The 18,743-nt window shown below is 71.1% G+C and carries 18 protein-coding genes; 7 read left to right on the top strand and 11 right to left on the bottom strand.

The annotated features are described in order from the left end of the window. Window positions 1-49 precede the first annotated feature (49 nt). Genes ACQBAU_RS04485 through rsmI form a run of 3 tightly spaced genes read right to left on the bottom strand, consistent with a single transcriptional unit; the run spans window position 50 to window position 2,439 of the window. Window positions 50-676, bottom strand: coding sequence for a nitroreductase family protein (locus tag ACQBAU_RS04485; RefSeq protein WP_465255041.1), 627 nt, complete (start codon window positions 674-676; stop codon window positions 50-52). A gap of 24 nt (window positions 677-700) precedes the next feature. Continuing rightward, window positions 701-1,552 (bottom strand): TatD family hydrolase, encoded by an 852-nt coding sequence (locus ACQBAU_RS04480; RefSeq protein WP_434549870.1) that lies wholly within the window; start codon window positions 1,550-1,552, stop codon window positions 701-703. Between the two features lie 2 nt (window positions 1,553-1,554). Beyond that, window positions 1,555-2,439, bottom strand: coding sequence for a 16S rRNA (cytidine(1402)-2'-O)-methyltransferase (gene rsmI, locus ACQBAU_RS04475; protein ID WP_465255042.1), 885 nt, complete (start codon window positions 2,437-2,439; stop codon window positions 1,555-1,557). A gap of 201 nt (window positions 2,440-2,640) precedes the next feature. Here rsmI and ACQBAU_RS04470 point away from each other — a divergent pair, with 201 nt between their 5' ends. From ACQBAU_RS04470 to ACQBAU_RS04460, 3 genes are all read left to right on the top strand, one after another. After that, window positions 2,641-4,167 (top strand): dolichyl-phosphate-mannose--protein mannosyltransferase, encoded by a 1,527-nt coding sequence (locus ACQBAU_RS04470; protein WP_434549992.1) that lies wholly within the window; start codon window positions 2,641-2,643, stop codon window positions 4,165-4,167. A gap of 175 nt (window positions 4,168-4,342) precedes the next feature. After that, entirely contained in the window at window positions 4,343-6,043 is a 1,701-nt protein-coding gene (locus tag ACQBAU_RS04465) for an ABC transporter family substrate-binding protein (RefSeq protein ID WP_434549869.1), read from the top strand. Between the two features lie 23 nt (window positions 6,044-6,066). Further along, a complete protein-coding gene (locus ACQBAU_RS04460; protein WP_465255043.1) occupies window positions 6,067-7,032 on the top strand; it encodes a hypothetical protein in 966 nt (321 codons plus the stop codon). 1 nt (window position 7,033) lies between these two features. Here the strand turns inward: ACQBAU_RS04460 and ACQBAU_RS04455 are convergent, their stop codons facing one another. After that, complete coding sequence (locus tag ACQBAU_RS04455; protein ID WP_465255044.1) at window positions 7,034-7,729, bottom strand: hypothetical protein; 696 nt, start codon at window positions 7,727-7,729, stop codon at window positions 7,034-7,036. Between the two features lie 104 nt (window positions 7,730-7,833). Here ACQBAU_RS04455 and ACQBAU_RS04450 point away from each other — a divergent pair, with 104 nt between their 5' ends. After that, complete coding sequence (locus ACQBAU_RS04450) at window positions 7,834-9,345, top strand: MDR family MFS transporter (protein ID WP_465255045.1); 1,512 nt, start codon at window positions 7,834-7,836, stop codon at window positions 9,343-9,345. A gap of 43 nt (window positions 9,346-9,388) precedes the next feature. Beyond that, entirely contained in the window at window positions 9,389-9,790 is a 402-nt protein-coding gene (locus ACQBAU_RS04445; RefSeq protein ID WP_434549865.1) for a hypothetical protein, read from the top strand. Here ACQBAU_RS04445 and ACQBAU_RS04440 read toward each other — a convergent pair. Further along, a complete protein-coding gene (locus tag ACQBAU_RS04440) occupies window positions 9,762-10,271 on the bottom strand; it encodes a TetR/AcrR family transcriptional regulator (RefSeq protein ID WP_465255046.1) in 510 nt (169 codons plus the stop codon). The two genes, ACQBAU_RS04445 and ACQBAU_RS04440, sit on opposite strands and share 29 nt — an antisense overlap. Before the next feature lie 73 nt (window positions 10,272-10,344). Here ACQBAU_RS04440 and ACQBAU_RS04435 point away from each other — a divergent pair, with 73 nt between their 5' ends. Next, entirely contained in the window at window positions 10,345-10,695 is a 351-nt protein-coding gene (locus ACQBAU_RS04435; RefSeq protein WP_465255047.1) for a VOC family protein, read from the top strand. 257 nt (window positions 10,696-10,952) lie between these two features. Here the strand turns inward: ACQBAU_RS04435 and ACQBAU_RS04430 are convergent, their stop codons facing one another. The 5 genes from ACQBAU_RS04430 to ACQBAU_RS04410 are packed head-to-tail and all read right to left on the bottom strand — an operon-like array spanning window position 10,953 to window position 15,609. Further along, the gene (locus ACQBAU_RS04430; protein WP_465255048.1) at window positions 10,953-12,656 is read right to left on the bottom strand and encodes a sensor histidine kinase; all 1,704 of its coding nucleotides are present in this window, start codon (window positions 12,654-12,656) and stop codon (window positions 10,953-10,955) included. Window positions 12,657-12,658: 2 nt separating this feature from the next. Beyond that, window positions 12,659-13,333, bottom strand: a complete 675-nt coding sequence (locus ACQBAU_RS04425) for a response regulator transcription factor (protein ID WP_465255049.1) — start codon at window positions 13,331-13,333, stop codon at window positions 12,659-12,661. 46 nt (window positions 13,334-13,379) lie between these two features. Further along, the gene (locus tag ACQBAU_RS04420; RefSeq protein WP_465255050.1) at window positions 13,380-13,955 is read right to left on the bottom strand and encodes a copper resistance CopC family protein; all 576 of its coding nucleotides are present in this window, start codon (window positions 13,953-13,955) and stop codon (window positions 13,380-13,382) included. Continuing rightward, a complete protein-coding gene (locus ACQBAU_RS04415; RefSeq protein ID WP_465255051.1) occupies window positions 13,952-15,115 on the bottom strand; it encodes a Dyp-type peroxidase in 1,164 nt (387 codons plus the stop codon). Before ACQBAU_RS04415 ends, ACQBAU_RS04420 begins: the two co-directional genes overlap by 4 nt. Continuing rightward, complete coding sequence (locus tag ACQBAU_RS04410) at window positions 15,112-15,609, bottom strand: copper chaperone PCu(A)C (RefSeq protein ID WP_465255052.1); 498 nt, start codon at window positions 15,607-15,609, stop codon at window positions 15,112-15,114. The genes ACQBAU_RS04415 and ACQBAU_RS04410 overlap by 4 nt, the downstream gene beginning before the upstream one ends. 107 nt (window positions 15,610-15,716) lie before the next feature. Between ACQBAU_RS04410 and ACQBAU_RS04405 the strand changes: the two genes are divergently transcribed. Beyond that, window positions 15,717-16,721: a GlxA family transcriptional regulator gene (locus tag ACQBAU_RS04405; protein ID WP_465255053.1), complete on the top strand. Its 1,005-nt coding sequence runs from the start codon at window positions 15,717-15,719 to the stop codon at window positions 16,719-16,721. On the opposite strand, the gene ACQBAU_RS04400 is transcribed toward ACQBAU_RS04405, so the two are convergent. Then, entirely contained in the window at window positions 16,696-18,741 is a 2,046-nt protein-coding gene (locus ACQBAU_RS04400; protein WP_465255054.1) for an SGNH/GDSL hydrolase family protein, read from the bottom strand. The two genes, ACQBAU_RS04405 and ACQBAU_RS04400, sit on opposite strands and share 26 nt — an antisense overlap. Window positions 18,742-18,743: the final 2 nt, after the last annotated feature.

The raw sequence follows: 18,743 nt of genomic DNA, 5'->3' as shown, positions 1-18,743 counted from the left end.
AGGGCTGTCGGGCCGAGCAGGGCTGTCAGGCTGGGTAGGTCGCCTCACCCTACTGCCCGGGTGCATCCCACCGCCCACGGTGACGCCGCCTCCGCCGCGGCGCGCGCCGTCGGACGGCGACGTCGCCGGCAGCTGCCGGGTGGCCGACCGCGACCAGTCCCACCGAGCTCCGGTCCGCAGGCACCCCGAAGGCGTCCGCGACCGCCGACTGGTGCTCGGGTGGCACGCCGACGAAGGCCGATGCGAGCCCGGCCGCGGTCGCGACGAGCAGCAATGTCTGCACCGCCATACCTGCGTCGACCCACCAGTAGGGCGCCGACCAGGCGGTCGAGTCGAGCGGCCAGCCCTTGTCCGGCCGGGCGTAGCGCTGCCGGTACTGCTGTTCGCTGGTCCACACCAGCACCAACACCGGGGCGGCCGCCATCCGGGTCGACCAGCGGGTCGGGGTGGGCGCGGTCAGCTGCCAGTAGCGGGCCCGGTCGGCCGGCTCGGTGAGGCACAACAGGTCGACCCCGCCGGTGTTGCCGGCCGAGGGGGTGCGCAGCCCGAGGTCGAGCAGGTCGTCGACGACCTCCTCGGCGACCGGCCGGTCCGGGTCGAACTGCCGCACCGTACGGCGTCGCCGCACCACCGCGGCCAGGTCGGCCGCGAGCACTCTCCCCGGCTCGGTCGGCACCTGAGTCCCCTCCGACGCCACCGCTCACCAGCTGCCGAAGGCGCGGTCGGCGTTCTCGCCCAGTGCCGTGCACACCTCGACCAGGTCGGCACCGCGCAGTTCGGCGATGAACCGGGCGGTGTGCGGGATCAGGTACGACGCGTTGGGCCGACCGCGGTGCGGGGCGGGGGTGAGGAACGGTGCGTCGGTCTCGGTGAGCAACGACCCGAGTGGGGTGATCCGGCAGGCCTCCTGCAGATCGGTGTTGGCCGGAAAGGTGACGGTCCCGGGGAACGACAGGAAGGCGCCGTGGTCGAGGCACCGGCGGGCGAACGCGGCGTCGCCGGAGAAGCAGTGCATCACCACCCGCTCGGGCCAACCCTCCGCGTCGAGGATGTCGGCGAGCACCTCGTGGGCGTCACGGTCGTGGACCACCAACGTCTTGTCGTACGCCTTCGCCCACGCGATGTGTGCGGCGAAGCTGTCGGCCTGCAGCCGGTGCCCCGCCGGGTCGGTGGTGCGGTAGTGGTCGATCCCGGTCTCGCCGACCGCGCGGACCCGGTCGTGGCCGGTGATCAACTCCTCGATCATCGCCAGGTGGGCCGGCAACGCGTCGCCGAGCCGGGCCGCGTCGTTGGGGTGCAGGGCCACCGCCGCGACGACGGTCGGCTCGGCGGCGGCCAGCTCGACCGCCCACCGCGAGCTCGCGACGTCGCAGCCCACCTGCACGATCCGGGTGATGTTGACCGCCCGCGCCCGGGCCAGCGCATCGGCCGGCGACAGCCCGGTCAGCTCGTCGGCCACGTCGAGGTGGCAGTGCGAATCGGTCACCGCCACCGGCAGCGGCTCGGGCGCGGCCGGCAGCGTCCGGCGTTCCTCACGGGTCAGCTTCGCCATGATCACTTTCCGTCCGTGGTCGGGCGGCGGTCGGCCAGAACCGCCTCGTACAAGGTGTTCTTGGCGATCCCGGTGGCCTCGGCGACCGCGGCGACGGCAGGCTTGGTGCGCTCCCCCGCCGCGACCCGGGCCGCGACCTCGGCGACCGCGGCTGCCTCGTCGACCGCCACCGCCGTCGCGCCGGCGATCACCACGGTGACCTCACCGCGGACCCCGTCGGCGGCCCAGGCCACCAGCTGGGCCAGCGGCCCCCGCCGTACCTCCTCGTAGGTCTTGGTCAGCTCGCGGCACACGGCGGCCTCCCGGTCGCCGCCCAGTTGGGCGGCGGCCTCGGTGAGGAAGTCGGTCAACCGGTGGGGCGCCTCGAACCACACCGACGTCCGGGGATCGTCGGCCACCTCGGCGAGCCGTCGGGCCCGCTCACCCGCCTTGCGGGGAGCGAACCCCTCGAAGCTGAACCGGTCGACCGGCAACCCGGAGACCGCGAGTGCGGTCAGCACCGCCGACGGTCCCGGGACCGCGGTCACCCGTACGTCGTCGTCGATCGCCGCCCGGACCAGTCGATACCCGGGGTCGGACACCGACGGCATTCCCGCGTCGGTCACCAGCACCACCCGGCGGCCCTGGCGGAGCTGCTCGGCCAGCTCGTCGGTACGGGCCGCCTCGTTGCCCTCGAAGTAGGAGACCACCCGCGCGGTGATCCGGATCCCGAGCCGGTCGGCGAGTCGCTGCAGCCGCCGGGTGTCCTCCGCGGCGACGACGTCGGCACCGGTCAGTTCGGCCAGCAGCCGGGGTGGCGCGTCGGCAGTGTCGCCGATCGGCGTGGCCGCCAGCACCAGCACACCGCCCGTACCGCCCACGCCCACCTCGTCCACCGCACCATTCACTCACACCACCTGATCGACGGCTCGACACGGGGTGAAGGTTGGCCTGCTGCTCGTAGGATGTGCGCCGTGACTGTCACCGACGCCCCCGCGGCCCCCGGGCCGACGGGCCGGGCGCCCACCGGGCTGCGACCACTGCGGCTGCGCGTCCACCCGTCGAAGCGACAGCACGACCTGACCACCGTCGAACGCCTGGCCGATCCGATGCCGACCGACCGGCTGTGGGGCTGGATCGTCGCCGTCGGGCTGGCGCTGATCGCGTTCGGCATCCGCTTCGTCAACCTGGCCGTCCCCAACAAGCTCGTCTTCGACGAGACGTACTACCCCAAGGACGCCTGGTCGATGCTGCGGTACGGCTACGAGACGCAGTGGCCGGACGGGGACGTGGTCAACCCGAAGATCGCCGCGGGGGACGTCGACCTGTACCTCCAGGCCGCGTCGTTCGCCGTGCACCCACCGCTGGGCAAGTGGCTGATCGCGCTGGGTGAGCTGACGTTCGGGATGAACTCGTTCGGCTGGCGGTTCCCCTCGCTGGTGTTCGGGTCGTTGATGGTGCTGGTGCTGGTACGGCTGGTCCGCCGGGTCTCGCGGTCGACGCTGATCGGCGGTCTGGCCGGGCTGCTGCTCACCCTCGACGGGCTCCACTTCGTGATGTCGCGGACGGGCCTGCTCGACATCTTCCTGGCCTTCTTCCTGATCGCGGCGGTGGCCTGCCTGGCCGCCGACCGTGACTGGTTCCGGCACCGGCTGGCCCGCCACCTGCAGGTCAACCGGCTGGCCGACCTGGGCGGCGGCTTCGGCCCCCTGGTCTGGTTCCGGCCGTGGCGGCTGGCCGCCGGGGTGCTGTTCGGCCTCGCCTGTGGTGTGAAGTGGAACGCGTTGTACCTGTTGGCCGCGTTCGCGCTGCTGTCGCTGGCGTGGGACATCGGGGCCCGCCGGCTCGCCGGGGCAGGGCGCCGGTCGACCGCCGGCCTGCTGCTCGACGGCGTTCCCGCGTTCGTGTCGTTGGTGGTGGTCGGCGCGCTCACCTACCTGGCCACCTGGACCGGCTGGTTGGCCACCACCGGCGGCTACTTCCGGACCTGGCACGAGGAACATCCCGACGCGATGTCGGTGCGGCTGTTGGGCGGGCCGTTGGCGTCGCTGTGGCAACTGCACAAGGAGATCTACGGCTTCCACTCCGGCGAGTTCATCAACAACGCGGAGCACCCCTACGACGCGAAGCCGCTGGGCTGGCTGGTGGTGGCCCGGCCGATCGGCATCGACGCGGTCAACGACATCCCGCCGGGCACCCAGGGGTGCCCACCCGGTGGTGACAACTGCCTGCAGGTGGTCAGCGGCATGGGCACCCCGATGCTGTGGTGGGCGGCCCTGATCGCGATCGTGTTCGCCGCCTTCTTCTGGATCGGGTTCCGCGACTGGCGGTTCGCCATCCCGGTGGTGGGGTTGTTGTCGGCCTGGCTGCCGTGGTTCTTCGTGGGCGACCGGCCCCAGTTCTTCTTCTACGCGATCACGATCATCCCGTTCACGGTGATGGCTCTGGCGTTGTGCCTGGGCAAGGTCCTCGGCCCTGCCGTGCCCGGGGAGCGCCGGCTGATCGGAGCGGTCGCGGTGGGCGGCGTGGTCGCGTTGATCGGCGCAAACTTCGCCTTCATCTACCCGATCCTGACTGATCGGGTCATCACCTACCAGCAGTGGCTGGCCCGCATGTGGTTCAAGTCCTGGATCTGACCGGCAGCCGGAACCGACCGGATCTAACAGGTTGGTTTCAATGCGGTTGCGGTTGTGTCGCGAACCCAGTTTCGGACAGGCTCCGACGGGCACTGCGGACTAGCATCGCCGAGGTCGGTGAGCCGCCCGGGCCCACCCGATCCACACCACGATCCGATGACACGGAGAGCAGTCCATGGCGCGCTGGGGAATTCCCCCTGCCCCGGCAGGCCCCCGCCTGCCGGCGGCCGTGGTCGTCGTGCTCACCCTCACGGTCCTGCTGGCCGGCTGCCTGAGCGTCGCCACACCCCGGCTGACGACGACCGGGACGACCCCCACCGCACCGCAGCACAGTGACATCGCCCCGACCGATCCCCGGATGATGGCGGTGGGCGGCGAACTGCGGATTGCGGTCGACGGCCCCTCCCCGCAGTGGAACCCGTGGCACGTCGAGGCCGACACCGAGGCGATGGAGCAGGTGCTGGGTCCGATCACGCCGAAGTTCTTCACCTACGACGACGAGGGGCGCCCCCACGCCAATCCGGCCTACCTGGCCAAGGAGCCGACCGCGTCGGGCGACCCGCTGGTGGTGACCCTGCAGCTCAACCCCGAGGCGGTCTGGGCCGACGGTGAACCGATCACCTGGCGCGATGTCGCGGCACCACTGCGGACCTGCAACGGCAACCAGCCGGAGTTCGCGTGCGCCGACACCACCGGCCCGGCGACGGTGGCGAAGGTGGCCCGCGGGGCAGACGACTTCGAGGCCGTGATCACCTTCACCGGGCCGCAACCCGCCTGGCGGGACGTGCTGGCCGCCCCCGGCCGCGCCGACCTGTTCGCCACCCCCGAGGCGTTCTCCCTCACCCGACCCGATCCGCGGGCCCAGGCCGGACCGTTCGTGGTGCAGGCGTACGACGCCGGCCGCCGCATCGTGGCCGAATCGGTCAACCCGCACTGGTGGGGACCTGCCCCGGCCTTGGAGCGGATCAGCTTCCGCTGGCTCGACCCCGCTGCCCAACCCGGCGCCTTCGTCAACAACGAGGTGGACGTGTTCCACGTCGGACTCAACCGCGACGGGCTGGTCCGTGCCCAGGCGGTCCCCGACGGCGAGGTGCGGCAGGCCCGGGGCGACGAACTCCGGACGCTGCTGGTCAACACCGACGCGGGCCCACTGACCGACCCCGCGGTCCGTCGGGCGATCGCGACCACGATCGATCGGGAGGCGTTCCGCGAGGCGGCGTCGGCCGGGCTGGAGTCCGGTACGGTCTGGCCGACCGTGGCGGCGGGCAACCGGCTGCTCGGTGCGGAGCAGGCCGGTCACCGCGACACCGGTGCAGAGCTCGGATTGCCCGACCCGGTCAGGGCCGCGGCCGAGCTGGACGCCGCCGGCTACCGGCTGCAGGGGGACGGGACCCGGGCCAAGGCCGGTGAGCCACTGACCGTGACGTTCACCCGGGTGGCCGGACTGCCCGAGTCGACCGCCGAGGGACTGATGGTGCAGGCCCAGCTGTCGCAACTCGGCATCGCCGTAACCTTCGTCGACGTCCCCGCCGAGCGACTTGGCCCGCTGTTGGCCGACGGGCAGTACCAGCTCGCCATCGCCGACCGGGCTTCGTTGACCGAGCCGGGCCAGCTGTTCACCAGCGGTGCCGCCGGCAACGTGGAGGACGTCGCGGACGACCAACTGGACGCCCTGCTGGCCGAGCTGGCACGGCAGACGTCGGCAGGCGGTCGGGCCCGGGTGGCCAACGACGCCGACGAGCGGCTGTGGGAACTCGGGGTGTCGATCCCGCTCCACCGGGTGCCGCAGCGGGTCGCGGTGAAGAAGCGGATCGCCAACTACGGCGCCTTCGGCCAGGCCAGCCGCGACTGGACCCGGGTCGGCTACCGCACCTGAGCCTGCGTCCTACAGTGGGGGACGTGGACCTCGACACTGCCGCCGGCCTGTTGTACGCGGCACCGCTCCCCGCGTTCATGGCGGTCCGCGCCGACCTGGTCAAGCAGGCCCGCGAGGACGGCGACAAGGCGGTGGCGACCAAGATCGGCAAGCTGGCCAAGCCGACCCGGTCGGCGTGGCTGGTGAACCTGCTGTCCCACCGCGACCGGGAGCTGATCGACGACCTGCGCGACCTGGCGACGGAACTGGCCGAGGCCCACCGGCTGCCGGCGCGAGACGAGCTGCGGGCGTTGACCACGCGTCGCAACGAGCTCATCACGCGCGGGGTGGACGCGGCGACCCGGCTGGCCGGGACGGCCGACCCCGACCTCTCGGTGACCGAGGCGAACCGGCGCGACGTCCGTGACACGCTGACCGCCGCCCTGGCCGATCCTGCCGTCGCCGCGGCGCTGGCGTCGGGCACGTTGACCAAGCCGGTGCAGTGGTCCGGCTTCGGCCCGGTTTCCGCACCCGCCGCGGCCGTCCCCACCCGCGTACCCGATCGGCCCGCCGACGGCGACGTCGCGCCGGTGATCCACCTGGACGGACGCCGCCGCGCCCAGGCCCTGCGCCGAGCGGAGGCGGAACGGTCCGAGGCCGAACACGAGCAACGCCGGGCGAGCGCCGCCGTCGACCGGGCCCGGCGACGGATCGAGCAGGCTGACGGCGAGCTCACCGTCGGGAAGGCCGCATCGGCCGAGGCGCGTACGGCCCAGCACACGGCCGAAGCGGAGGTCGAGCGGGTGGAGCAGCTGTTGCGGCGGGCTCGGACCGAGTACGACCGGGTCACGGCAGCGGTGGACCACGCGGCCAAGGAGGAAGAACGTGCCCGGGCCCGGGCGGCGCAGGCGGCCACCGACCTGACCGCCGCCGAGGAGGCAGCCGCAGCGGCCGAGCAGCGCCTGACCGAACTGGCCGACACCATCGAACGGTTGGGCGACCAGGGGTAGCTCAGGCCCGCGGCGCCACCACGTCGACCAGCCGGTCGAGCCGGTCGGGTTGGCGTTCGAACAGTTGCAGCAGGCAGCGGATCGCGACGATGCAGGCGACCATCTCGAGGCTCTCCTCCAGCATCACCAGCACCGGCTGCACCACGTCGACCACGACGAAGTTGCCCGCGAAGGTCCGGATCAGGGTGCCGGTGACGAACTCCGTCCCCAGCGCGCCCGTGCCGTACAGCACCAGGGCGAACAGCAGCGGCCGCCGGACCGGAGCCGGCAGCCGCCGGCAGGACAGCAGCACCACGGCCACCCCGGCCAGGGCGAGGATCGCTCCCGGCAACACCCAGAAGAAGGTGCCGACGTCGAGCATCGGCAGCTTGGCGGCAAGCTCACCGAAGGTCTCGTGCTCCCCTGCCCCTTCGTCCACGCTGAGGTAGGTCAACAGGATGGTCAGCACCAGCCAGCCGGTCCGCTCGGATCGCGGCGCCGAGACGAGCGCGAACAGGGCCAACAGTGCGGCGACAAGCAACAGGGCGGTGTTGAACCAGGCCGGTACCGCCGCCTCGGTGTTGACGTGCAGCAGGTTGAGGATCCGGGCCGGCACCCGTGCGGTCACCTTGTGCACGACGTAGACGATCGTGAAGACCACCATCACCGCCGCCAGGGCGAGCAGCAGCGCCCGCGTGACCCGGTCCGACACCACCATCTGGACACCCTCGGAGATCGTGTCTCGGCCGTCTGCTCGGCGCGCGAAGCACTCGTCGAAATCGAGTTGGGTGACCTTCGGCCGGCAGGTAGATTTTGCGAGCCATGTCTGAGACCTTCCCCTCGCTTCCCACCCGTTCCGAGCCAACCTCCGTACCGCACAAGTTGGTCATCACCATCCTTGTGCTGTCGGCCTTCGTCGTGATCCTGAACGAGACGATCCTCTCGGTCGCGATCCCGCACCTGATGTCCGATCTCGGTGTCGACGAACCCACCGTCCAGTGGGTCAGCACCGCCTTCCTGCTCACGATGGCGGTGGTGATCCCGACCACCGGATTCCTGGTGGAGCGGCTGACCACCCGCACCCTCTACCTGTCGGCGATGGCGTCGTTCGCCGTCGGCACCTTGGTCTGCGCCCTCGCCCCGGGCATCGAGATGTTGCTGACCGGACGGGTGATCCAAGCCTTCGGCACCGCGATCATGATGCCGTTGCTGATGACCACGATCCTGCAGCTGGTGCCGGTCGACCGGCGCGGCCAGGTGATGGGCATCGTGATGGTCGTCATCTCGGTGGCCCCGGCGCTGGGCCCGACCGTGTCGGGGGTGATCCTGCAGTTCCTCGAGTGGCGCTTCATCTTCTGGATCGTGTTGCCCATCGCGCTGGTGATGGGCGTCGTCGGCGCGCTCCGGCTGGAGAACGTCTCCGAGTCGGTCGACAGCAAGCTCGACGTGCTGTCGATCCCGTTGAGTGCGCTCGGCTTCGGTGGCCTGGTGTACGGCCTCACCTCGATGAGCGAGGGCCCCGGATCGCCTGTGCTGTGGGGATCCCTGGCTGTCGGCATCGTCGGGACGGCACTCTTCGCGTGGCGCCAGATCTCACTGCAGCGTTCGGGTCGCGATCCGCTGCTCGACCTGCGCACGTTGACCTACCAGCCGTTCCGGGTGGGCCTCGGGCTGATCATGATCGGGTTCGCCGCCCTGCTCGGAGTCGCCATCCTGTGGCCGATCTACCTGCAGAAGGTGCACGGCATCAACGAGATCCTGACCGGTGCCCTGTTGCTGCCCGGCGGTCTGGCGATGGGCCTGCTCGGCCCGGTGATCGGCCGACTGTACGACCAGATGGGGGCGAAGCGGCTGGCACTGCCGGCTGCGATCGTGCTGGTGTTGATCATCTTCGCGATGAGCCGGGTGACCGCGACCACCCCGGAGTGGTTGTTGTTGCTGCTGCACCTGACGATGAGCCTGTCACTGGCGTTCATGTTCACCCCGACGTTCACCGCCTCGCTCAACTCGTTGAACCCGCAGCTCTACTCGCACGGCAGTGCGACCCTGGGTGCGTTGCAGCAGGTGGCCGGTGCGGCCGGGACGGCTCTGCTGATGGCGATCCTGGCGTCGACCCGGACCTCGGCGGAGGCCGCCGGGGCCACCGAGGCCGTCGGCACCCTGGCCGGTGTGCAGTTGGCACTGACCGTGGCCGCCGGGATCGCGATCGGCTCGGTCGTGCTCGCGTTCCGCCTGCGGTCCGGGCCGCCCACCGCGTACGAGCCTGCCGGCCCCGAGCCGACCGACCTCGACCCGGTCCCGCTGGACGGCGAGCCCGCACCCGCGACCTCGTGAGTGTTGGCTGCTGAGTGTTGGCCCCAGCGTGTTGGATGGCGTCATGACCGACCATGACGACCAGGCCCGCGATCACACGGCATCCCGATCACCCCGGGTGTTGGTCAGCACCACCGACCTCGCGCCCGGACCCGGCGATCGGGGTGCCGTGTGGCGTCTCGCCGAACCCGTCCGCGACCTCGACTCCAACGTGATCAACCTGCCGGCCAGTGAGTCGATCGACCGACACCCCGGGGCGGACGTGGACGTCCTGGTGCACGTCCTCGCCGGGGCGGGCACCGTGACCACGGCCACCGGAGACGTACCGGTGGCCCCCGGTGACGTGGTGTGGCTGCCCCGATTGTCGGAGCGGGGATTCGTTGCGGGGCCGGACGGCCTGCGCTACCTGACCGTGCACCAGAAGCGGCACCCGACCCTCACGGTGCAGTCCGGCCGGCCCCGGTGACCTGCAACGCCTGTAGGGCCGCACGGACCTGATCGGCCGGGACGCCGTCGGCCACCGCCGCCAGCGCTGCCCGCCAGCTGGCGGTGAGCAGTCGCCCCAGCGGTGCCGACTCGACGAGCTCGGCGACCAGTTCGGTCAGTCGATCATGGTCGACGGGCTCGGGCGGTGCGCCGAGGATGTGCAGGAACCCTTGTGCCACGGCGAAGTCGAAGCCGACGACCAGGGCGGCCATCACGTCGTCGGTGACCGCGACCGCACCTGAGATGCGGTCGAGCAGCCGCTTCTCGACGTCCTCGCGGACGAAGGCGTACAACCCGATCTTGCTGTCGAAGTGGTGGTAGAGGGCGCCGGTGGTCACCTCGGCCTGCCGGGCCAGCTCACCGACGGTGACCTCCGCGTACGGCCGACGCCCGAACTCACCCACGGCCGCGAGCACCAGCCGCCCCCTCGGGGACGTCGACACCGGGACCCACTCGCGCACCAGACCATAATGCCGTTATGCTGACGCTGAGTCCAGTTACGACACGGTTCGTTCACGACACGGAGGTCACACCATGAAGCTGGAGTTCCTGTTCATCCCCACGAGCGATGTCGAGGCCACCCTCGCCCTGTACCGCGACACGTTCGGCTGCACCGAGCTGTGGCGGGAGGGTGACAGCACCGCGGCGCTGAGCGTGCCCGGCACCGACATGCAGCTGATGCTCGACTCGAACGACCCCGACGCGAAGCCGGGGCCGATCTTCGTGGTCGACAGCGTGACGGCGTTCCATGACCAGCACAGTCAGAAGTTCGAGGTGCTCGCGCCGCCGGCGGAGATCCCGGGCGGCTTCATGGCCAGCTACGCCGAGCCGGGAGGTGGGACCATCCAGGTCCTCGACCAGTCGACCGACTCGGCCGCCGGGTAGGAGCACCCGGACAGGGGAAGACCCACGGGTTGCGCATCGGTGGAGGCGCTGCCGGCTGGACGAAGGCCGGCACCCGTGGGCCCGGTGGCTCGTGGTATTCACGAGACGGTCCCTTGACTGGTAGGGCTCGCCTCAGTGGCGAACCACCTCACGCGTCCGAAGATTCATCACAGTTCGGATCACCTCCTATCTCGTTGGCCACCACGCTACGCGCCCGGTGGTACCGGTTCAACGAGTTTTCTCCGGGCGAGTCGCCCTCACCGCGCGAGCGGTACCTCCCAGCTGAAGGCGGCCCCGTCGGTCCGGCCCGGCAGCAGCTCCAGGGTGCCGCGATAGCGCTCGGCCAGGCCCCGGGCGATCGCCAGCCCGAGTCCGGAGCCACCGGCGTTGCGACCCCGCGACTCGTCCAGCCGGGTGAACCGGTCGAAGATCCGGTCGGCGTCGGCGGCCGGGACGGGGGTGCCGTCGTTGGCGACGATCAGCCGGGCCCGGCACCGCTCGTGGGTGACCGACACGGTGACGCCGGTGGCGGCATGCCGGACGGCGTTGTCGATCAGGTTCTGCAGGATCCGGCGGAACGCGTCCCGGTCGCCGATCGCCGGTGTCGGGGTGAGGCCGTCGAGGGTGATCGGTCGGCCCGGGTCGAAGCTGTCGGACACCACCTCGCGGACCACGTCGGCCAGGTCGACGACGTCCTCGCGCAGCGGTGCCCGGGCATCGAGCCGGGCGAGCAGCAGCAGGTCCTGGGTGAGTCGTTCGAGTCGGCGGGCCTGGGTCAGCGACGTCCGGGTGACCTGCCGGCTGTCGACCAGGTGCGGGTGCCGTTCGGCGACCTCGAGGGTGGTGATCAGGCTGCTCAGCGGGCTGCGCAGTTCGTGGGCGGCGTCGGCGACGAAGCCGCGCTGCTGTTCGATCGACGCGCGGGCCCGCGACAGCGACTGGTTGACGTCGTCGGTGAGCCCACCGAGCAGGCTGCCGGGGCGGGGCTTGGCCATCAGGGCCGGGACGTCCTGCTGCGCGGCCCGCCGCAGTCGGTGGCGGAACCGGTCGACCACGACGGCCCCCGCGAGCAGCACCGGGAACGTGATCGCCCAGTAGCCCGGGAAGTTCTCGACACCCCTGCTCAACACTGCCCCGACGTCGCTCAGTTGCGCGGCCCGGATGTGGTCGGCGGTACGGAACACACAGATTCGCACCGCTGCACCCTCGGCGGGAGGAGGCACATCGCGAAGTACACCTTCCCCGTACCTCCAGTAGGTGCTGTCGGTCAGTGCACACACCGCCTGCTGAGGGCCCCCGGACCCTGCGATCGGTTGACCGACCCAGTCTGCGGAGGGAGTCTCGCGCGCCGGTACGTGGGGGACGTCGGGGGTGATCGGACCTTGGTGCCCCGGTGCGACGGGAATGGCCGGCGAGCGGTGGATGAGCCTTCCGTCAGCTGTCACGATCTCCATGGCCGGTCGGCCGTCCGGGGCGGTGACGACCCTGCCCACCCAGTCGCGAAGCGGTAGGTCCATGGATCGGACCACCGCACCGTTGACCTGGGCGGCGAATTCCCGAGCGGCAGCTTCGTCGACGAACTCCCGGTCCCGGTGCCTGGTCACGGTGCCGGCGTCGACCTCCACCCAGTCAACACGCCAGGTGGAGTTGCCGACGGGCTCCAGGCCTCCCGTCGACTCCAACGAGCGCTGGACGTTGACGATGGCCCCGTGGAAGTCCGATCCCTCCACGGAGACGGGTACGTCAGTCACCCACCTGACAGAGCTGCTGATCCCCGCAACCGTCGGCACCCCCACCAGCACCAGGGACACCGCCGCGGCTGCCATCGCCCCGTGCATGCCGAGCCGCAGGGCACTTCGCCATCCCTGGCCCAGTTTCATCCGGGCATGCCGTACCAGCACACGCGCATGATCACCGAACCGCATCACAGTCCCGTTGCCCGACTGACCAACCGTCGCCATGATCAACTCCGCTCGTCGACCAGTCGATAGCCCTCACCGCGAACCGTCTGCAGGCTGCGGCGGCCGAACGGGGTGTCGATCTTGCGACGCAAGGCGCTCATCCGGGCCTCGACCAGATTGGTGTCCTCAGGGTCACCCGGCCACGCCTGCAACAGCAGTTCGTCCTTGCTCAGCACGGATCCGGGGTGCCGCATCAGCACCTCCAGCAGGGCCAACTCACGATCGGTCAGCGGGATCGACCGGCCGGCCCGCAGCACCCGCCGGTGACGCAGGTCGAGCACCAGGTCACCGACGGTCGGCTGTGGTTCCAGGGCGGCCGTACGGCGTCGATCGAGGGCCCGCAGGTGCGCCAACAGCACCGCGAACGAGAACGGTTTGGTCAGGTAGTCGTCGGCGCCGCAGTCGAGTGCCTCGGTGTGGTCCTCGACGCCGTCGCGGGCGGTCAGCACCAGGATCGGGGTGGCGATGCCGTCGGCCCGCAGCTCGCGGCACACGTCATAGCCGCTCTTGCCCGGCAGCATCAGGTCGAGCACGATCAGGCCGTACTCCCCCGTACTCGCCCGCAGGTGACCGTGCCACCCGTCGTACGCGACGTCGACGGCATGGCCCTCAGCGCCCAGACCGCGCGCCAGGCTGTAGGCCAGCACCTCTTCGTCCTCGACCACGAGCAACCGCATGCCGACAATCTGCCATGCCGCGGCGGTCGGTTCCCTGATCGTGTCGTCAGGTCTGCCCGGACCCGGGTCCTGACGTCCGGCGGCGGGCCCGGACCAGCACCACGGTGAAGGCGGCCAGGCCCACCGCGGCGATCCCGATCAGCCACGGCAACAGCCCACCGACGTCCGCCCGCTCGGGCTCGGGCCGGGCCGGCGCCGGATCGCTCGCCGGCCACTCCCCTGCCCGGGCCACACCGTCCGCGCTGAGCTCGAACTGGATCACCCCGGAGGCGGCGTGCCCGTCGTCGAACATGATCTGGTAGGCCACCCGGTACAACCCGTCGGGCAACTCCTGCTCCGGGGTCAGCACCACGACGGTGTCGTCGTCCTCGTGGACCGGTGCGGCCAGTCCATGATCACGTTGGTCGGCCGAGCGCAGGGCGTAGGTGGCGAAGTCGGGTCGCGTCGTCCCGGTGAAGGTGATCGTGATCGCGTCCAGTTCCGTCACCACCGACCGGTGCTCCGGTGAGGACGACGCCACCGCCTCCACGTGTGCCCGGGCCGGCGTACTGCAGGCGGTGCTGCCGAACAGCATTGCCCCCACCAGCACGAACACGCAGCCCAACCGTACGAGAACCCTCATCCGAACAGGCCCTCCCCGACGAAGCCACCGGGCTCGCAGCCGGGCGGAATGGCGTACACCCCGGAGCCGATCGGCACCGTCCAGTCGTTCAGGCTGTCCAGCTCGGCGAGCCGGTCCTGCACCGGCACGTACTGGGTGGCGATGTCGGCCTGGAAGGTGCAGAACAACAGCCCGGCGTCGGTCGTGCCGTCGACCAGTCCGTCGTCGTAGCTGTAGGGCCTGCGCAGGAACCGGTCGACGCCGTGGCGTGGTGCGGCGCGGGCGACGTGGGAGAACGGTGGGATGATCGGCAGCCCGTTCGCGTCGGTGGCGGTGAAGTCGGGGACGTCGGTCTCGGCGGTCCCGGTGAGGGGTGCCCCGGTGTCGAGGGTGCGGCCCACCGTGAGCTCCTTGCCGATCGCGTCGAGTTCGTCCCAAGTGTCGAGCTGCATCCGGATCCGGCGGAACACCATCGTGGTGCCGCCGGTGAACCAGCCCGGTTCGTCCGACCAGACGACGGCGCCGAAGTCGTCGGTGCCTGCCTCCGGGTTCACCGTGCCGTCCACCTGCCCCATCAGGTTGCGCGGCTCGGCGGTGAAGCCGCGCTGCGACCACCGGGGCGCGGCGAAACCGCGGATCGTCTTGGTCAACTGCCGTGCCGTGTGGGACAGCACGGTCGGGTCGTCGGCGCCGATCTGCATGATCAGGTCACCGTCGCCGAACTCCGGCTGCAGCCGATCGATCTCGTACGACGGCAGGTCGGCCAACCCGGCGGGCCGGAGCTGCTGCAGGCCGAGCTTGTCGAACCATCCCGGCCCGAAGCCGAGGGTGACGGTCAGTCGGGCGGGAATCGTTGCCAGCTGGGGTTCCTGGTCGTTGATCGCCGGTTCGGCCCGGGTGAGCCGGGAGCTGTCGTCGGTGACCAGGGTGAGCATCCGCCGGACGGCTTCGCGGTCGGTCCCCGGCCTCAGGTCGTACGCGTTCAGCACCAGATGCTGCTGTGGTGGCGTCTCCACCCCCGCCTGGTGTGGCCCGTGGAAGTCGATCAGCAACTGCGGTGGCTCGGGCTCGGTGACGCGCTGCACCGCCGTCGTCCCGGCGACCCCGGCGCCCACGCCGACCGCGGTCAGTCCGCCGCCGAGCAACATGCCGCGACGGCTGACGGGACTCCGCCCGGTCACCGTCCCTCACGGGCCAGGAACCCGCCGTGCTGGCTGTCGGGGTCGTACGACTCCTGGGCGTTCGCCATGTCGCGGCCGGTGGCGGTGACCTGGAGGGTGCCGCCGTCGGCCAGCGTCAACGTGGCCGACACCTGGTCGCCCGCCCGGATCTCTTCGGTGAGCCCGATCAGCATCAGGTGCAGCCCGCCGGGCTCGAGGGCCATCGACTCGCCGGCCGGGATGACGAAGCCGCCGGCCCGTTCCCGCATCACCATCTGGCCGTCCTGCATGATCATCTCGTGCAGTTCGACCGTCTCGGCGGACTCGCTGCTCGCCGACACGACCGTCACGTCTGCTCCGGTGTCGTTGCGGATCACCCCGAAGATCGCCGTCATCTCCCCCGCCGGCATGGCCTTCACGTATCCGTCGTCGAAGGTCACCGCCCCCGAACCCTGGGACTGGCAGCCGGCGGCGCCCAGCAGGACGAGCACGACCAAGGACAACAGGGCAGGCAAGGTCTTCACACTCGGGCAACGCCGCCCCGGCCGGGCAAGTTCCCCAAGTCCGGAGCTGCATGTCACGTGTCCTTGCGGACGTGGTCAGGGTTCGTCAGGCTGGCAGGATGAAGAGCCGCCTGCGCAGGGAACTGCTCGTGGTCGTCACCGACCACGTCGTGCTGCTCGACCTGGCAGGCCCGGTGCAGGCGTTCGCCTGGGCGGGCCACCGCGTCCGGCTGGCGTCGGTGACCGGCCGGGCCGTACGGAGCGACGTCGGGATCCGACTGGACGTCGACACCGCCCTCGCCGATGTCCACGGTCGGGTCGACGTGTTGCTCGTCCCCGGCGTCCGGCCACCGGCCTCCGTGCCCCCCGCCGTCGTGGCACAGGTCGAGCGGATCCACCGGCGATCCCGGCGGACGATGTCGGTGTGCACCGGGTCGTACCTGTTGGCCGAGGCCGGGATCCTCGACGGTCGGCGGATCACCACCCACTGGGCGGCCTGCGAGGACATGTCGCGGCGCTACCCGGCGCTGCGGGTCGAGCCGGATGCGATCTTCGTCCGGGACGGACCGGTGATCACCTCGGCCGGTGTGACGGCCGGGATCGACGCGGCGCTGGCACTGATCGAGGAGGACAGCGGTGTCGACGTCGCCCGGTCCATCGCCAAGCACCTGGTCATGTTCATGCAGCGCCCCGGCGGGCAGTCCCAGTTCAGCATCCGCAGCACGGTCGGACCGACGGCCGACAGCAACGCCGTACTGCGGCGGGTGCTGGACGAGGTCGTCGCCGCCCCGGCCGACGACCACAGTGCCCGGGCGCTCGCGGCCCGCGCCAACCTGAGCGAACGTCACCTGCGTCGGATGCTGCGGCGGGAGTCCGACCTGACCCCGGCCCAGTACGTCGAGCAGGTACGGGTGGAGGCCGCCCAGGCGTTGCTGGAGTCCGGCAGTTCCGATCTCGCCGCGGTCGCCCGGCACTCCGGGTTCGGCTCCGACGACTCGCTGCGCCGCGCCTTCAACCGCGTGCTGGGCACGACGCCGGGTGAGTACCGGCGCCGCTTCCGCAGCACGGTCGGCACGACGGCCGACCCTGCGCCATCGGTCAGGCCATCACGGCGAGGGCATTGAGCCGGAGGGTCCCGGTGCTCGCGACGGTGGCGGTGAGGTCGACCGTACGGCCCGACGCGCCACCGTCGAGGGTGAAGGTCAACCAGCGCAGTTCGCCGGCGGCCAGCTTGCCGTCGGTGTCGGCGAGCAGTGTCTCGCCCTCGTGGAGCACCAGCCGGCCGGCTGCATAGCTGGCGTCGCCGGTCAGCACGTGGACGGTGTGCTCCCCCGCGGGGATGGACAGCCGCAGGGTCACCGGCTCGGTCGACATCACGAAGTCGCTGCTCAACGGGCCGCCGACGCCACGGTCGCGCCAGTCGGGCACCGTGCCGACCCAACCGAACCCACTCCCGTCCTCGACGTCGGCCGGGGACACGCCGCGGTACCCCTGCAGCACCGGCGACTCGGGTCCGCCGAAGTCGAGGGCCAGGGCTGCCAGGGAGACCGCGGGTACCGTCACCAGGTCGAGCGCGGGCTGCCCCAACACCAGTGTCGAGCCGGCCTCGACCCCTGCCCGTACGGTGCCGATGGTCGGGGTGCTCGGTGCCGTCACCGGCACTGACACGTTCGCGTCCTGGCCGGGTTCGAGCCGCACCTGCACCGGCTCGGTCGACCACCCCTCGGGGACGGACAGCGACACCGTGACCTCGGTCGCCTCCGAGAGCCCGTTGTTGAGCGGCACGGTGACGTGCTCGGTGACTCCACCCGGCATCGGCTGCGGGGCGGTGAGGGTGCCGATGACCAGGTAGTCCTCGGCCACCGGTGGCTCGGTCTCCTGCCCCTGCAGCCAGCGCACGTCGACGGCGTCGGCCATCGCCTGCGCGCCGGCGTCGTTGGGGTGCACCCGGTCCCCGCTGTGCAGGTCGTCGCGGATCCGGGTCGGATCGGCCGGATCGCGCAGTGCTGCGTCGAAGTCGGCGACCGCGTCGGGTTCCCCGCTGCGCCGGACCCAGGTGTTGTAGTCCTGGCGGACCGCCTCGGTCCGTTCGTTGTAGATGTTGGAGCCGCCGAACGGTGCGATCGTGCCGACCATGATCCGGATGTCTGCGGCGTGCGCCTCGGCGATCAGCTGCTGCATCCCACGGATCAGGTCGTCGGTGGTCGCGAGCCCGCCATCGGCGTTGCCTCCGTACGAGGCGAGATCATTGGTGCCGAAGGTTGCGATCACCGTCGTCGCACCGGTCCGCGACACCACGTCCCGGACAAAACGGTGCTGCGCCGACTCGTGCGATCGGGTCGCCCCGTCGCTGTCGGTCAGCAGCCGGTTGCCGCCGATCCCGGCGTTGAGAGCGGTCAGCCGCAGCCCCGCCGGCCCGGCGGCCAGGCGAGCGTTCAGCAGGTCGGGATAGCGGTGGTTGGCGTCGGTGGTGGTCCGGTAGCCCTCGGTGATGGAATCACCGAACGCGACCACGGCACCACGACTGCCCGAGCCGTGCACCGACACCTGGCTCAGGAAGAACCACGAGCCGATCGGTTCGTACGCCGTCGCGTCGGCGTCGCCGGTGTGATCACCGGGGCCCGACACGTACGAGGTGGCGGCGGCGTTCTGGTGCCAGGTCACCGGGCCCGTGGGCTCCGGCAGGTGCAGGCTCACGGCCAGGTCGGTGCCTGGGGCGACCGACAACTCGACCGGGTCACTGGTCTGCACCGCCCCGGGTGCGACGACCGCCGATGCGGCACCGTCGAACCGGAGCTCGGCGACGGTGGTCGGATCGATCGCGCCACCGCTGGTCCGGACGGCGACGGTGGCCGCCCCGACGTGCAACGGTCGGTCGCCGTACGCGTTGGTCACCTCGATCCGTACCTGGTCGCCACCGGCTGCGAGGTGGACGACGTTGCGGACCGTCTGGTCGTCGAATCCCTTGCCCTGCACGGTGTCGGTGTCCCGACCGGCCCCGAGCGGGGACGCGGTCCAGGCGCCGACCCAGTCGAGCGGTCGGAGCGCGTGCGCGGTGGTTGCCGTGGTCGGCAGCACCGTGACCAGCAGGGCGAACGCGGTGATCATGACCGCCAACAGGCGGCCGGAAACGTTGGTGATCATGG

This window comes from Carbonicoccus niuqiaonis, assembly GCF_050157065.1.
GTDB lineage: Bacteria > Actinomycetota > Actinomycetes > Propionibacteriales > Propionibacteriaceae > Avipropionibacterium.
This window is presented reverse-complemented; position numbering and strand designations above follow the sequence as displayed.